Genomic DNA, 13,088 nt, shown 5'->3' on the forward strand with positions numbered 1-13,088 from the left:
TTTCTGCTGCGACAAAGCTGACACCAGCCTACTTAATGTGCGGTGAAACCGCCTCTTGAGAGTGTGTAGAATTTTCCTATATTCTGCCGGTCTTTCTTAACCCGCACTGGAATCGTCATGGCCCTCGATACCGAGACCCCTCTGAACTCGCTTGGCTTTGCCAAACCGCCCTCGGAAACGCGGGTGGTTGTCGCTATGTCCGGTGGCGTGGACAGTTCCGTTGTGGCAGCGCATCTGGCCGATCAGGGCTATGACGTGGTCGGCGTGACCTTGCAGCTCTATGACCATGGCGCGGCCTTGGCCAAGAAAGGCGCCTGCTGTGCGGGTATCGACATCCACGATGCGCGGCGTGTGGCGGAAGAACGTGGCTTTCCCCACTATGTCCTGGACTATGAGAACATCTTCAAGGACGCGGTGATTGACGAATTCGCCGACAGTTATTTGGCTGGTGCCACCCCGGTGCCCTGCATCCGTTGCAATGAGCGGGTGAAGTTCAAGGACCTGCTGGAAACCGCCAAGGACCTTGAAGCCGACTGCATGGCCACCGGTCACTATATTCAGCGCAAGATGGGCCCCAACGGTCCCGAGTTGCACAGCGCCGAGGATGCGAACCGCGATCAGTCATATTTCCTGTTCTCCACCACGCCTGAACAGTTGAACTACCTGCGCTTTCCTCTGGGCCACCTGCCCTCGAAGGATGCGACGCGCGAGATGGCAGCACAGTATGGCCTGGCTGTGGCCGACAAGCCGGACAGTCAGGACATCTGCTTTGTGCCCAACGGCAACTATGCCAGCGTTATCGAGAAACTGCGCCCCGGCGCAGCTGAACCGGGTGAGATCGTGCATGCCGATGGCCGTGTATTGGCGCAGCATGACGGAGTGATCCACTACACCATCGGTCAACGCCGCGGCCTGGGCATCGGCGGGCTGACCGAGCCGCTTTATGTGGTCAAGTTGGATGTGGACAAGAAACAGGTCGTCGTCGGCCCCAAGGACATGTTGGCCACACGCACGATCCCGGTACGCGAGATCAACTGGTTGGGTGATGAACCATTTACGTCTCGTGATGAATGGCATCTGAAGGTCAAAGTTCGCTCGACCCGCCCCCCGCGCGAGGCAATCATTCGCCCCCTGTCCGATACCACCGCCGAGGTCGAATTGCTGACGCCCGAGGAAGGCGTCTCACCCGGTCAGGCCTGCGTGTTCTATGCATCTGAGGGCAGCCGCATCTTTGGCGGCGGCTGGATCTGGCGCGGCTACTAGGCCGAAACGGGCGCGACCTCGGTCTCGATCTCGACTTGCAGCGCATCGTTGAAGCGGTTGAACGCGCCGGTCAGGGCAATGCGCCATGTCAGTTCAACGATCTGAGAATCGTTGAACCATGCGCGCAGGTCCGAGACTTCGGCATCGCGCATCCGGCCTGACCGCGTCGTGACCGCCTCGGCATAGCGAACGACCGCTTTGTCGCAATCGTCCAGTTCGGGGTGATTTTCGACATCCGGCAGACGCGCCGCGCCTTCAGGGCTTAGCCCGGTCACGGTCAGTTGTGGTATATGATGCGATACGCAATAGTCGCAGGCGTTCAATTTGGACACCGTAACCATCGCCAGTTCCAATGCACGGCGCGGCAGGTTTTCTTGCGCCTTGAATGCCGTCAGCATCTCAGCCACATGTTCCAACACCGCAGGGCTATGGGCAGCAATGCGCGCCCAATTGTCGAATGGCCCATACGCCCCAAGCAGGGCCCGAGACGCGCGCGCGGCCTCGGTCATGTCGTCGTCGACGAGGGGCGGAATTCGGGACATCAAATTTCTCCTTCACCGGACATGGCTGGTCTTGGCGGTGGGCCATAAAGACCTGATGAGACCGATTTGGTCAACGCATCACAACAGATCGGTGGGCGAGTTGAACAGGATATAGAGCCCGACGCACACCATGACATAGGGCGCGATCCGGTCCAGGCGCGCCACTTGCGGCCCGAGGCTTTTAGCCCGAGGCGCCCCCCAAGCCGCCACCGCGACCAATAGGAACGCGGCCACTGCAGCACCCAGCAGGGCGGCCAGTCGGAAAGAAGGTGTGGAATCGGCCAGTAGCGGGGTCATGACGGCAAAGCTGTCGACCGACAGGCTGAGAAACAGGGTTACAACCGAACTGACAGCACCTTTCGCGCTTATGTCCTCGCCCGCGTCCCCGCGATATTGCTGCCAGATGCCGCGCAAGCCGAACACCAAGGGGATGACGCCCAGATATCCAATCCACTCGGGGATGCCGCTTTGATCCAACCCGATTGCCACGATCATTGCGAGGGACAAGACCATAGCCTGTGCAACCGCAAATCCTGCAATGGCGCGGCGTTGCTCGATAATCAGGATCAGGCCCAGCAGCACCGCCAGATTGTCCAGATTGGTCGAGATCATGGCCAATCCGGCCGAGGCCGCAAAAAGAACGTGGTCGAGCATTAGCCTGCCATCCGCTCCAGCACGGCGCGGGCAGCGCGCAGGCCCGGCGCTTCGCCACCCCGGCCCAGTCGCTGCATTGTCTCGGCCATCGCCTGCTGTTGAAGATCGGGCGTTGCCGCCACTTGCCCCAACGCCTCGGCGATCTTGTTTGGCTGGCATTCATCAAGCAGGCATTCGGGCACGGTTCGGGTCTCGGACACCAGATTGACCAGTGTGACGGTATCGAGTTTGACCATCCGCTCGGCCATCTTTTGCGTCAGCCAGCTCAAACGATAGGCGATGACCATCGGCGTCGCCTGCGCTGCCAGTTCCAGTGACACAGTTCCAGAGGCAGCCAGAGCCAGATCGGCGGCTGCAAAGGCCGCGCGTTTTTGTGCGGTTGCCTCATCCGCGGGCAAGTTGCGGGGATCTACAACAACTGGATTACCGGGCCAGTTTTCCAGATGTGCTTGAACCGTCTCGACCATATGAGCTACGGCAGGTACCACTATGCGCGTATCGAGGTGATCGCGCAGATAAAGGTCAAGTGCCTGTCCAAAGACTGGGGCCAAGCGATCAACCTCGCCCCGGCGCGAACCAGGCAAGGTCAAGAGGATCGGCGCATTCCCCAGATCATAAGCGTTGCGGAACGCGGCAATATCGTCCTCGGTTGCTATGGGTTCACTTGCGACGGGATGGCCGACGAAATCACATTCCATCCCCGCGCGTTCCATATAGGGCGGCTCGAACGGCAATAGCGCCAGAACGTGGTCGATGACCTTGGCCATCTTGTCCGCCCGCCCCGGTCGCCAAGCCCAGACGCTGGGGGCCACGTAATGCACCGTACGAATGTTGCTTTGCGCTTTTACCAGCTTGGCGACGCGAAGCGAGAAATCGGGGCTGTCGATGGTGATCAGAACATCAGGTTGCATGTCCAGAACTGCCTGAGCAGTCTCGGCTATGCGACGTTTGAGATGAAAGAACTTAGGCAGGACCTCGACCAGCCCCATCACCGAAAGCTCGGACATGGGAAAGCGGCTGTTTAATCCTTGCGCCTGCATCAGAGGGCCGCCGACTCCGTCGAACTGCACATCGGGTTGAAGACTGCGCAGCCCTTCCATCAGTGCGCCACCCAAGCGGTCGCCTGACGGCTCACCGGCGACCACGAAAACGCGCATCAGTTCGTCCGCTCGCGCACGTAAAGAAACAGTCCCAGCCGGTCACATTCGGCGATGACTTGCGGCCGTTGCAGCACCATCACCCCACCCTTTTCAATGACGATACCAGACAGCCCGGCGGCCACTGCATCCGCGACTGTATCCGGGCCAATCGCAGGCAAATCGGCACGTCGATCCTGATCGGGTTTGGGGGCCTTGAACAGGACGCCTCCGCCCGCATCGGGCCGTTGTGTCAGCGATTTCAGCATCCAGGCGGTCCCGAAAATCCCCTCGACCGCCAGCGCTTGCCCCTTCGAGACGACGCAAGCTTGCCCGATATCCGCAGCACCCATGGCGCGAACGATCCCAGCTGCTCGATTCGCGTCAGACAGGTCCGCGTCCGATGGCTGAGCCTCGGTCAGCGGTCCAAGAGCTGGCAAAAGGGCTGGCACGATTTCGTGGGCGGCACGGACCTGTAGGCCCGCATCTTCAAAAATCCCGATCACCGCTCGCAAGGCCCCATCGTCGCCGGACATGATGGCCTGTTGCAAGATGGGCACCAAAGGCATGGTCGCGGCATCAATCCGGCTTGGATCAATTGCAGGGCGCCGCACCGCGCCTGCCATGCAAATCTGCGTTACGCCGCGTGCTTTCAAATCCGCGATGAATGTCCCCAACTGCTCAAGCGGGAAGGTCATATCCACGTCCAGAGTGTCGGGCGCGAACCCTTCCATCGCGCAGATCACCGGGCGGTTAGCCAGTTGGTCGACCACCTCGGTTGGCAAAGCGCCGGTTCCCGCAATCACGGCCAGCATGGGCTTACTTCCTCGGTGTCAGGAAAGAGCGGTCGGTCTGCCCAGTTACGAAGTCCACGATCCGCTGGACATATTCGCTTTCATTCTTGGCTCCGACGCGATGGGCGCGCTCCATGAATGTACCGTCGCCGGTCGAAAGTTCTTTGAACGCCGCCCGCAGGGCCGAGATGTCTTCGCGCGACACACCTTTGCGTTTCAAGCCGACCAGATTCAGCCCGTCCAGTTCACCGCGCGGAGCCTGAACAAGGCCATAAGGGATCACATCATTGGGGACCATGGTCAAAGCACCGATGATTGCGCCACGACCGACACGCACCCATTGGTGCAGACCCGAGATACCGCCAACGATCACGTCGTCCTCGATGATGCAATGCCCAGCGGCACCCGCATGGTTTACCATGATCACACGATTACCGATCTGAACGTCATGAGCCACATGGACGCCTGCCATCAGAAGACAGTCATCGCCGATCCGGGTCACGCCACCACCACCCTCGGTGCCGGTGTTTACCGTTACATGCTCGCGAATGCGGTTGCGTTTGCCTATCTCCAGCCGCGTGTTTTCGCCACCGAATTTCAAGTCCTGTGGGATTTCACCGATGACCGAGAAATTGAAAACGACGGTTTCATCGCCGATCACCGTATCGCCGGTGACCACAACATGCGACTTCAACTCGACCCGGTCGCCCAGCTTGACCTGAGAACCGACATAGCAAAACGGCCCGATGATACAGCCTTCACCGACTTGCGCACCGTCTTCGATGATCGCGCTTGGGTGAATGCCGCTCATGTCGTTTTTTCCATGTCCCAGTCCACATAGGCAGAGAATTCGGCCTCGGCCGCAACTTCGCCATCAACGGTCGCGCGGCCGGCGAATTTGAAGATCTTGCCGCCCTTCTTACCGCGCACGGTTTCCACATGCATTTCCAGCACATCACCGGGTACGACCTTGCGGCGGAATTTGCACTTGTCGATATTCATGAAGTAGATCAACAGCTCGCTGTCGATCACGTCCATGCCGACACCAAGCATCACACCTGCGGTTTGCGCCATCGCTTCGACGATGGTGACACCGGGCATGATTGGGGTGCCGGGAAAGTGGCCCTGAAAATGGGGCTCGTTCATGGTGACATTCTTGATGCCAACGGCGGATTGATAGCCTGAGATATCGACAACTTTATCAACCAGCAAAAACGGATAGCGATGTGGCAAGATCCGCTGGATCAGCTGAATATCTGCGCTTTTTGTTTCCGAGGTCATCTTTTGGTCGTCCCGTTATGGATTTCTCTTGGACGCGTGGTTAGCAACACAGCGCCGCAAGGGCAAGCGAACCTATTGGTCGCCATTCTTTTCAAGGGCGCTACCATCGCCAATGGCCGCGTTGATCCGTCCAATCGCGATCTCGGTCACATCCGTCCTGTCCGAGCTTAGAAAGACGCTGGAGCGTTCAATAATCACGGTCGCGCCAGAGTCGCGCAACAGTTCAATGAGAACCGGCTGGATCATTTCAAAAAACAACTGTTGCGCCTCATCGCTGCGACGCGCCAAGGCATCCAACTTGGCCCGTTGGCCATCTCTGTGGGACTGAACTTTGCTGTCGAATGCCTCGGCCAAGGGACGGAACTCATCTGCTGGCATTTCAGCCCGCTTTTCGGTCAATTCTTTTTCTTCGCGGCTTAACTCAGCCACGATGCGCTCGTTTTCATCTGCCAGCAAAGTTCCTTCAGCCTCAATCTCGCGCAATATGCGCTGACCGAAGGCAGAATCCGAATACAAACGGTCGCTGGAAATCGTCAGCACGGTCGTTTCCGGCACACCCAGTTGCTGTGCCTCAAGCGGTAGCGCTAAGGCATGGATGAAAATAAAATACAGGGCCCAGATAGGGCCCTGTAGATACGACTTCCAGAAGCTCATCATGAACGGATCAGAACCGTGCCTGAATGGTCAGGTCAAAGTTCTGTTCCTGGTCAAAATCTTCTTTCACGATCGCTTTCGAGAAGTTGAAGCGCAGCGGACCAAAGGGTGTCGTCCAAAGCACGGAAACACCAACAACGTGTCGGACCGACCCGTCCTCGCCCACGATATCCGCTCCTGCTGTGTTCACATCATCCAGATTGTAGAGGTTGCCGACATCATAGAACACCCCGCCCCGCAGGCCCAGTTCTTCGGGCAGGCCCAAAGGAAAGTCCGATTCAAACCGAGCGACCCAGTAATAGTTGCCACCAATGGCGTCATCCTGACCATTCGACAGGTCACGCGGACCCAGACCGGCAGGTTCAAAACCGCGGAATGTGCTGGGGCCAAGAACAAAACGGTCGACTGTGCGGCTGAAATCATCCCCAGTCCAGTGCAATGCGCCCAGTTCGAAAGAGGCACGCAGAACCACCTCTTCGCTCAGGACGCGAGTTTGGGCGATCGCGCGGGCCGTCGTCTGGAAGAACTCATTGTCACCACCCAGACCTGCGGCATCAACGCCAACCTCAAACAGCACTCCGGCATTGGGGTTCAGGCCACCACGACGGCTGTCATACACATACGAGACACCAAGAGCGCTCGTTGTCCGTTCGCCCTGCGCAATCTCGGACGCGACGACAACACCGTTCACTTCGTTGTCCTGCTGCGTCATCTCACTGCGATCCCACTCATAGCGCAGACGCAGAGAAGACAGTTCACCGATGGCGTAGCTCAGCTGGGGACGGAAGAACAGGCTGTCGGTGTCAAAGCTGGCAAAGCTCGAGTTTGTAGTCGCCAGGCCCAGACCCACATCGAATTGCAGTCGGCGTCCCAGCAGGAAAGGTTCAGTGAAATTCAACGAATACTGTTCCGAATCCTGCGCCGTCGACAGGTTCAGCCCTAGGGTTTGTCCGCGACCCAGAAAGTTCGTCTCGGTCAGGCCAACCGCGATACCGAAACCATCCGAGGCGGAGAAGCTACCGCCGAGGCTCAACGAGCCAGTAGGCTGTTCCTCGACATCCACATCGACGATGACTTGACTGGGGGTTGAGCCTTCGCGCGGTTCGACTTCAGCGTTGGCAAAGAAACCCAGAGCCCGAATTCGCTCAGCGGCCTGACGGATCTCGCGTGGATTGAACGGATCACCCTCGACCGTATCGAATTGGCGGCGAATGACACGGTCAAGCGTGGTTGTGTTGCCCTCGATATCGATCCGTTCAACAAAGATGCGCGGACCACGGGTCAGGACAAACTCGACGTCCAGGGTCAATTCGCGCGCATTGCGCGTCACCCGTGGCTCAACCCGCAGGAAATCGACGCCTTGTTTAAGGCCCAACCGCTCTTGCCGGGCGATCGAATTTTCCACCAAAGACGGGGTGTAGGTCACCCCAGGTTTGATTTTGAGCGCCGCTTGGTACTCCGCCGCGTTCACCCCTGGGATTTCACTGACTGTTGTGATGTTCCCGAACGAGAATTTCTGCCCCTCGGTAATGTTCATAACCAGGAAAAAGGCGTCGCGCTCCTGAGTGAATTCAACATTAGTGCTGTTGACGCGGAAATCGACATAGCCACGGGATAGGTAGAAATCCCGAATGACCTGTTTGTCGAACTCAATCCGGTCGGCGATGAACGTATCGCTGCGAATGAAAGTCCGAAGGATGTTTGCCTGCTTGGACTCCAGCACGCGGCGCAAGCGACGGTCGGTAAAGGCGCGGTTCCCGACAAAGCTGACGCGCTCCACCTCGATCGTGGTGCCTTCGGACACTTCAAACACAAGGTCGACGCGGTTGTCACTGCGTCGGATAATGCGCGGAATAACCGTCGCTGACACCCGGCCCTGCGCCGAATATATCTGCGCGATCAGATCCGCATCGGCTTCGGCAACCTGAGGCGTAAAGACACGACGGGGTTCGGACGAAATCGCCTCGAGCAAGACATCATCCTTGACCCGGCGATTCCCTTCGACGCTGATCTGGTTGATCGTTGGATATTCCTGAACCTCGATCACCAATGTATTGCCGCGCGGCGTCAGTTCGACTGTTTCAAAAACACCACTGTCAAGCAAACGCTGAAACGCGTCATTCAGTTCACCCGCGGTGACAGTCTGCCCCGGTTCGATCCCTGTTCGAGTGATAATCGTGGACGTTTCGATCCGCCGGTTACCCTCAACCTCGAAGGAGTTGATGATGAAACTTTGCGCCTTTGCCGATTGTGGCAGGGCAACTAAACCCACCAGAACAATAAAGGAAAAAACGGATAGCACCCGCCACAAAATCTTGTTTGCCAGCGTCTGCCCTCCGCAGGATGTGCCTGCGCCTCGCCGATCAGTCATATTTTTCTCTACCCAAAATTATAGGACTTAGAAGCTGAGTAACGGGATTAATTATTCTTGTCAAAAGCCCAAAACAGAAAGCGGCCCAATGGGCCGCCAAACACTTTTCAATTTCGGTGCTTACAGAATCACATGCTGATCAAATAGGCCCAGCCTGCCATCGCAATTGCCGTCGCCGCAAAGAACAGGATCGAGTCCCAGTTCAACATGAACAGGAAGCTGAAGCTTCGATAGGATTTTTTCAGCGCCTTTGCCATTGTAGCCTCTGACTCAGTTTGGATTTGGTCACAAACCTACAGATTGAATGCGGCGGAATTACGGCTTTTCTGAGCGGCTAAGGCCACATTCAACAGAAGAGATCGTTTGTTACAGAAAATACCATAAGACCAAGGATCAACGAGACCCCGATCCCCATCAATATCCGCAACGCGCCGTCGCTGGGCGGCTTGCCTGTCACGGCTTCATAAGCGTAAAACACCAAATGGCCACCATCCAGTGCAGGGATCGGGAACAGGTTCAGCAACCCGACTGCTGTGGACAAGACGGCAATGAAGAAGATGAAACTTTGAGCGCCCTGACTGGCCATAGCGCCTGACGTTTCCGCAATTCCGATGGGGCCCGAGATGTTGCACGTGCTAATTGCACCCGTCACCATGTGCCACATGCCCGACAGGGACGCGTCGATAATACGCAGGGTCTGACGCGCGCCCCCTGTCACAGAGGCCCACAGGCCGGTCGGTTCGGTCGCCGGTTCCAGCATCATGCCGCCCACAATGCCGATCCGCCAATGTGTGACGTACCCGCCATCAGGCTGCGGCTCATCCGTCCGACGCGGGGCTAGTGCAAAATCCAGCTCGGCCCCTTCACGCCACACGTTCAGCAACAGGACTTTTCCATTCGAGCCTTCGACATGCTCTTTAAGTTGTTCAAACGCAAAGATCGGATCGCCATCGACTGCAGTGATTACGTCACCCGGCTTCAGATCGATGTCATAGGCTGCGCTGCGTGGGGCAAGTTGTTGGATCAGAGGCGGGAACAACCAAGGGCCGGTTACGTCCTGCGTCTGGCCGTCCCTCAGGACAGTATAGTCCAAAACGGGCTGCACGGGTAGCGCATCGGTGAACTGCGTCCAGGCGTCCTGTTCGTCGAATTCGGGCACCTGAATACCGGCGATCGACAAGATCTCATCGCCTTCCCGCAATTGCTGTTCGGTGCCCGGCAGCGGGTGCAGGCTGCCGACGGTTAAAGGTTCCTTGGTCACGCCTTGCGATAGGAAAATTGTGCCAAAAACGATGATCGACATGACGAAATTGAACACCGGTCCAGCCGCAACTGTTGCCGTGCGTGCCCACAGAGGCGCGCCATGCATGGTGCGGCGTAGTTCTTCGGGGCTTTTCTGGGTGATTGCGTCCATCGCCGCCTCATCCTTGCCGGATGCCGCATTGGAATCGCCCAGAAACCGCACGTAGCCGCCAAAAGGCAGCGCAGCGATTTGCCACCGCGTTCCGCGCTTGTCCACGCGGCTCAGCAGCACGGGTCCGAACCCAATCGAGAAAACCTCGGCATGGATGCCTGACCAGCGGCCGACGATGTAGTGTCCATACTCATGCACCGCGACGATCACCGACAAGGCGATGACAAAAGCCACAATTGTATACAGCAAGTTTCCAAACTGAGGGATCAGCGAGAGTATGTCCAAAATTCTATCCTGCTCTTTGGCTTATGGCTTCATCGACCCATTTACGTGCCAGATGGTCCGTTTGCAGCACGTTATCAAGGGTCAAAGGGGCATCAATAAGGCTGCTTTGGGCATCAAATCGGTCCAAAACAGCGGCAACGCAATCGGCCATCGACAAAAATCCGATCCTACGCGCGATGAAGTGATCAAGCGCGCGCTCCTTGGCGGCGTTGAACACGGCACCAGACAAGCCGCCACGTTGCATCACGTGCCGGGCCAGTTTCAGCGCAGGATAGCGTGCATCGTCGGGCTCGCTGAACCGCAACTGACCAAGCTTGGCCAGATTGAGCCGTTCGACCGGCAAGTCCTGCCGCGCGGGCCAATGCAGCGCGTATCCGATGGCGTGGCGCATGTCGGGCGCACCCATATGTGCCATCAACGCCCCATCGTTGAACCCGACTAGCGCGTGGACGATGGACTCGGGGTGAACCAGAACCTCAACCTGCTCAGGTGAAACCCCGAAATATTCCTTGGTTTCAATTACCTCCAACGCCTTGTTGAACATCGAGGCGCTGTCGATAGTAATTCGTTGACCCATGTTCCAGTTCGGATGGTTGGACGCCTGCTCGACCGTTGCGTTGGCCAGATCACCTAACGGCCAATCGCGGAATGCCCCACCACTGGCTGTGATGATGATCCGCTCGACGGCGCTCATATCTTCTCCAGCCAGGGCCTGAAACACAGCGGAGTGCTCGCTGTCGACCGGCAAAAGGGTTGCATTGTGTTGCCGCGCCGTATCAAGGACCAGGGGACCAGCGCAGACCAAAGTCTCTTTATTTGCCAGGGCAAGCGTCGCGCCCTGCTTCAAAGCTTCTAGCCCCGGTGGAAGTCCGGCAGCCCCAACTATGGCCGACATCACCCAATCCGCTGGCCGCGCGGCCGCTTCGGTCAGGGCCATAGAGCCAGCCGCTGCCTGCACGTCGGAACCCGCCAAAGCAGCCCGCAGATCCTCCAGCCGGTCCTGATGGGCAGTTACAGCCACATTGGCGCGCAGGCGTTTGGCATCCTCCGCCAGTTTGTGGATATTCGCCCCACCCGTCAGTGCCACCACGTCATACGCATCAGGGTTCCGGTCGATCAGGTCGATCGTGTTCTGCCCAATCGACCCGGTGGCGCCAAAAATCGAAACCCTGCGCATCACATCGGTCCCGGTGCGTATAGCAGCCCAGCAATCAGAACGAACAAAGCCGCACCCATCATCCCGTCAAACCGGTCCAGAAAGCCGCCATGGCCCGGGATCAGGTTCGAGCTGTCCTTGACGCCAAACTTCCGTTTTGTCGCGCTTTCCACTATGTCGCCGGCTTGACTGGCCATCGAGGCTGCGACGGACACCAACACGAACAAAAATCCGAACCCTGCGAAAGCCGCAAAAACCGCGCCGACGATCGCCGCCGCGAACCACCCGCCGGCAGTGCCCGACCATGTTTTCTTGGGGCTCACGCGCGGCCAGAATTTAGGCCCACCCAGCGCCTTGCCCACGAAATATCCCGCGACATCCGTCGCCACAACTACCGAGATCAGCCAGACCATCCAGCCAAACCCCATGTTTTCACGTATAGAGATAAACCCGAGCCCCGCCGCCGCAATCCACGCTGCAAACAGCAGATACGTACCCTTGGCCCGACTTACCTGCCCCGCCCCAACCAGTGCCGGAGCCAGCAGGAACGGCAATTTATAAAGCGGCGGAAGATGATAACTGAGGACAACAGCAACCCCGGTCAACACTGCAAGCTGGATAGCGACCCCAGTCCGGACCGGGTCGATCATCCGAACCAACTCCCAGGTCATCAGGCCGCAGGCGATAGCGATGAAGGCTTCGAACCACAGCCCGCCCAGCCAAACCTCAACCGAGCCGACGGCCACAAGCACCACAGCCGACAGAACCCGCGCTGTCAGATCAGACCATCGGCTGTCGCTCATGCTGGGACAGCCCCAAACCGACGTTCGCGAGACCCGAAATTCTGGCACAGCCGCGCCAGTTCATCAGCAGTGAAATCCGGCCAGAGCGTGTCAATGAATTCATATTCCGAATATGCCGATTGCCACAAAAGAAAATTCGAAATTCGCGCCTCACCGCTGGTTCGGATCACCAGATCAGGATCGGGAAGAACGTGCGTGTCCAGATACTTGGGTAAGGTTTCCTCATCCACATCCTCGGGTCGCAACCGTCCTTCGGCCACGTCACGCGCCAGCCGCTTGGTGGCACGCGCAACCTCGTCCCGACCGCCATAGTTTATGGCAATGGTCAGATGCACCAGATCGTTATCCTTGGTGGCATTTTCCAGCGTGTCCATCAGGTCGATCAGCTTAGCGTCCAGACGCACCCGATCTCCAATGAACCGAACCCGAACCCCGTTTTTTGTCAGGTTCGCTGTTTCCTTAATGATGTAGCGCCGGAACAAGCTCATCAGCCCGGCCACTTCGGCCTGTGTCCGCTTCCAGTTCTCGGTCGAGAAGGCAAAGACAGTCAGATACTTGATGCCAAGCCCCGGGCAGGCCTCGACCACATCCCGCACGCGCCGCGCACCGGCCTGATGGCCAAACAGGCGCGGCCGTCCACGCGCCTGAGCCCAGCGACCGTTGCCATCCATGATGATCGCAACATGCCGAGGCCCATCCTGAGGCGCCGTCTGTGGGGTGTCAGGCATATCCGGT

The 13,088-nt window shown here is 58.1% G+C and carries 14 protein-coding genes; 1 reads left to right on the plus strand and 13 read right to left on the minus strand.

Annotated features, from left to right (window positions below; translation table 11 throughout):
• Positions 1-117 precede the first annotated feature (117 nt).
• A complete protein-coding gene (gene mnmA / locus GOV79_RS17925) occupies positions 118-1,263 on the plus strand; it encodes a tRNA 2-thiouridine(34) synthase MnmA (protein WP_170769709.1) in 1,146 nt (381 codons plus the stop codon).
• Here mnmA and GOV79_RS17930 read toward each other — a convergent pair.
• From GOV79_RS17930 to GOV79_RS17985, 13 genes are all read right to left on the minus strand, one after another.
• A complete protein-coding gene (locus tag GOV79_RS17930) occupies positions 1,260-1,805 on the minus strand; it encodes a carboxymuconolactone decarboxylase family protein (protein WP_170790973.1) in 546 nt (181 codons plus the stop codon). The genes mnmA and GOV79_RS17930 overlap by 4 nt on opposite strands.
• Positions 1,806-1,883: 78 nt before the next feature.
• Positions 1,884-2,459 carry a hypothetical protein gene (locus GOV79_RS17935; protein WP_170790975.1) on the minus strand — a complete coding sequence of 192 codons (576 nt, stop codon included), beginning with the start codon at positions 2,457-2,459 and terminating at the stop codon, positions 1,884-1,886.
• Complete coding sequence (lpxB, locus tag GOV79_RS17940; RefSeq protein ID WP_170790977.1) at positions 2,459-3,616, minus strand: lipid-A-disaccharide synthase; 1,158 nt, start codon at positions 3,614-3,616, stop codon at positions 2,459-2,461. Before lpxB ends, GOV79_RS17935 begins: the two co-directional genes overlap by 1 nt.
• Positions 3,616-4,410, minus strand: a complete 795-nt coding sequence (locus GOV79_RS17945) for an LpxI family protein (protein ID WP_170786697.1) — start codon at positions 4,408-4,410, stop codon at positions 3,616-3,618. The genes lpxB and GOV79_RS17945 overlap by 1 nt, the downstream gene beginning before the upstream one ends.
• Positions 4,411-4,414: 4 nt before the next feature.
• Complete coding sequence (lpxA, locus tag GOV79_RS17950; protein WP_170790979.1) at positions 4,415-5,200, minus strand: acyl-ACP--UDP-N-acetylglucosamine O-acyltransferase; 786 nt, start codon at positions 5,198-5,200, stop codon at positions 4,415-4,417.
• Entirely contained in the window at positions 5,197-5,670 is a 474-nt protein-coding gene (gene fabZ, locus GOV79_RS17955; protein ID WP_170769704.1) for a 3-hydroxyacyl-ACP dehydratase FabZ, read from the minus strand. The genes lpxA and fabZ overlap by 4 nt, the downstream gene beginning before the upstream one ends.
• 72 nt (positions 5,671-5,742) lie before the next feature.
• The gene (locus GOV79_RS17960) at positions 5,743-6,324 is read right to left on the minus strand and encodes an OmpH family outer membrane protein (RefSeq protein ID WP_237218056.1); all 582 of its coding nucleotides are present in this window, start codon (positions 6,322-6,324) and stop codon (positions 5,743-5,745) included.
• Between the two features lie 10 nt (positions 6,325-6,334).
• Positions 6,335-8,695, minus strand: a complete 2,361-nt coding sequence (gene bamA, locus GOV79_RS17965) for an outer membrane protein assembly factor BamA (RefSeq protein ID WP_170790984.1) — start codon at positions 8,693-8,695, stop codon at positions 6,335-6,337.
• A 128-nt stretch (positions 8,696-8,823) separates the two neighbouring features.
• On the minus strand, positions 8,824-8,952 hold the full coding sequence (locus GOV79_RS22535; RefSeq protein ID WP_269149762.1) for a hypothetical protein: 129 nt from the start codon (positions 8,950-8,952) through the stop codon (positions 8,824-8,826).
• An 89-nt stretch (positions 8,953-9,041) separates the two neighbouring features.
• On the minus strand, positions 9,042-10,394 hold the full coding sequence (gene rseP, locus GOV79_RS17970; RefSeq protein ID WP_170790986.1) for an RIP metalloprotease RseP: 1,353 nt from the start codon (positions 10,392-10,394) through the stop codon (positions 9,042-9,044).
• A gap of 4 nt (positions 10,395-10,398) precedes the next feature.
• On the minus strand, positions 10,399-11,571 hold the full coding sequence (gene dxr / locus GOV79_RS17975; RefSeq protein ID WP_170790988.1) for a 1-deoxy-D-xylulose-5-phosphate reductoisomerase: 1,173 nt from the start codon (positions 11,569-11,571) through the stop codon (positions 10,399-10,401).
• A complete protein-coding gene (locus GOV79_RS17980) occupies positions 11,571-12,353 on the minus strand; it encodes a phosphatidate cytidylyltransferase (protein WP_170790990.1) in 783 nt (260 codons plus the stop codon). The genes dxr and GOV79_RS17980 overlap by 1 nt, the downstream gene beginning before the upstream one ends.
• Positions 12,350-13,081, minus strand: coding sequence for an undecaprenyl pyrophosphate synthase (locus tag GOV79_RS17985; RefSeq protein WP_170790992.1), 732 nt, complete (start codon positions 13,079-13,081; stop codon positions 12,350-12,352). Before GOV79_RS17985 ends, GOV79_RS17980 begins: the two co-directional genes overlap by 4 nt.
• Between the last annotated feature and the right edge of the window lie 7 nt (positions 13,082-13,088).

The sequence above is a fragment of the Ruegeria lacuscaerulensis genome (assembly GCF_013034745.1).
GTDB classification, from domain to species: domain Bacteria; phylum Pseudomonadota; class Alphaproteobacteria; order Rhodobacterales; family Rhodobacteraceae; genus Ruegeria; species Ruegeria lacuscaerulensis_B.

Coding starts and splice junctions, on each gene's coding strand:
- GOV79_RS17960 (WP_237218056.1), bottom strand. CDS start 6,324: ATGAGCTTCTGGAAGTCGTATCTACAGGGCCCTATCTGGGCCCTGTAT.
- GOV79_RS17930 (WP_170790973.1), bottom strand. CDS start 1,805: ATGTCCCGAATTCCGCCCCTCGTCGACGACGACATGACCGAGGCCGCG.
- GOV79_RS22535 (WP_269149762.1), bottom strand. CDS start 8,952: ATGGCAAAGGCGCTGAAAAAATCCTATCGAAGCTTCAGCTTCCTGTTC.
- GOV79_RS17935 (WP_170790975.1), bottom strand. CDS start 2,459: ATGCTCGACCACGTTCTTTTTGCGGCCTCGGCCGGATTGGCCATGATC.
- lpxA (WP_170790979.1), bottom strand. CDS start 5,200: ATGAGCGGCATTCACCCAAGCGCGATCATCGAAGACGGTGCGCAAGTC.
- bamA (WP_170790984.1), bottom strand. CDS start 8,695: ATGACTGATCGGCGAGGCGCAGGCACATCCTGCGGAGGGCAGACGCTG.
- mnmA (WP_170769709.1), top strand. CDS start 118: ATGGCCCTCGATACCGAGACCCCTCTGAACTCGCTTGGCTTTGCCAAA.
- lpxB (WP_170790977.1), bottom strand. CDS start 3,616: ATGCGCGTTTTCGTGGTCGCCGGTGAGCCGTCAGGCGACCGCTTGGGT.
- dxr (WP_170790988.1), bottom strand. CDS start 11,571: ATGCGCAGGGTTTCGATTTTTGGCGCCACCGGGTCGATTGGGCAGAAC.
- GOV79_RS17980 (WP_170790990.1), bottom strand. CDS start 12,353: ATGAGCGACAGCCGATGGTCTGATCTGACAGCGCGGGTTCTGTCGGCT.
- fabZ (WP_170769704.1), bottom strand. CDS start 5,670: ATGACCTCGGAAACAAAAAGCGCAGATATTCAGCTGATCCAGCGGATC.
- GOV79_RS17945 (WP_170786697.1), bottom strand. CDS start 4,410: ATGCTGGCCGTGATTGCGGGAACCGGCGCTTTGCCAACCGAGGTGGTC.
- GOV79_RS17985 (WP_170790992.1), bottom strand. CDS start 13,081: ATGCCTGACACCCCACAGACGGCGCCTCAGGATGGGCCTCGGCATGTT.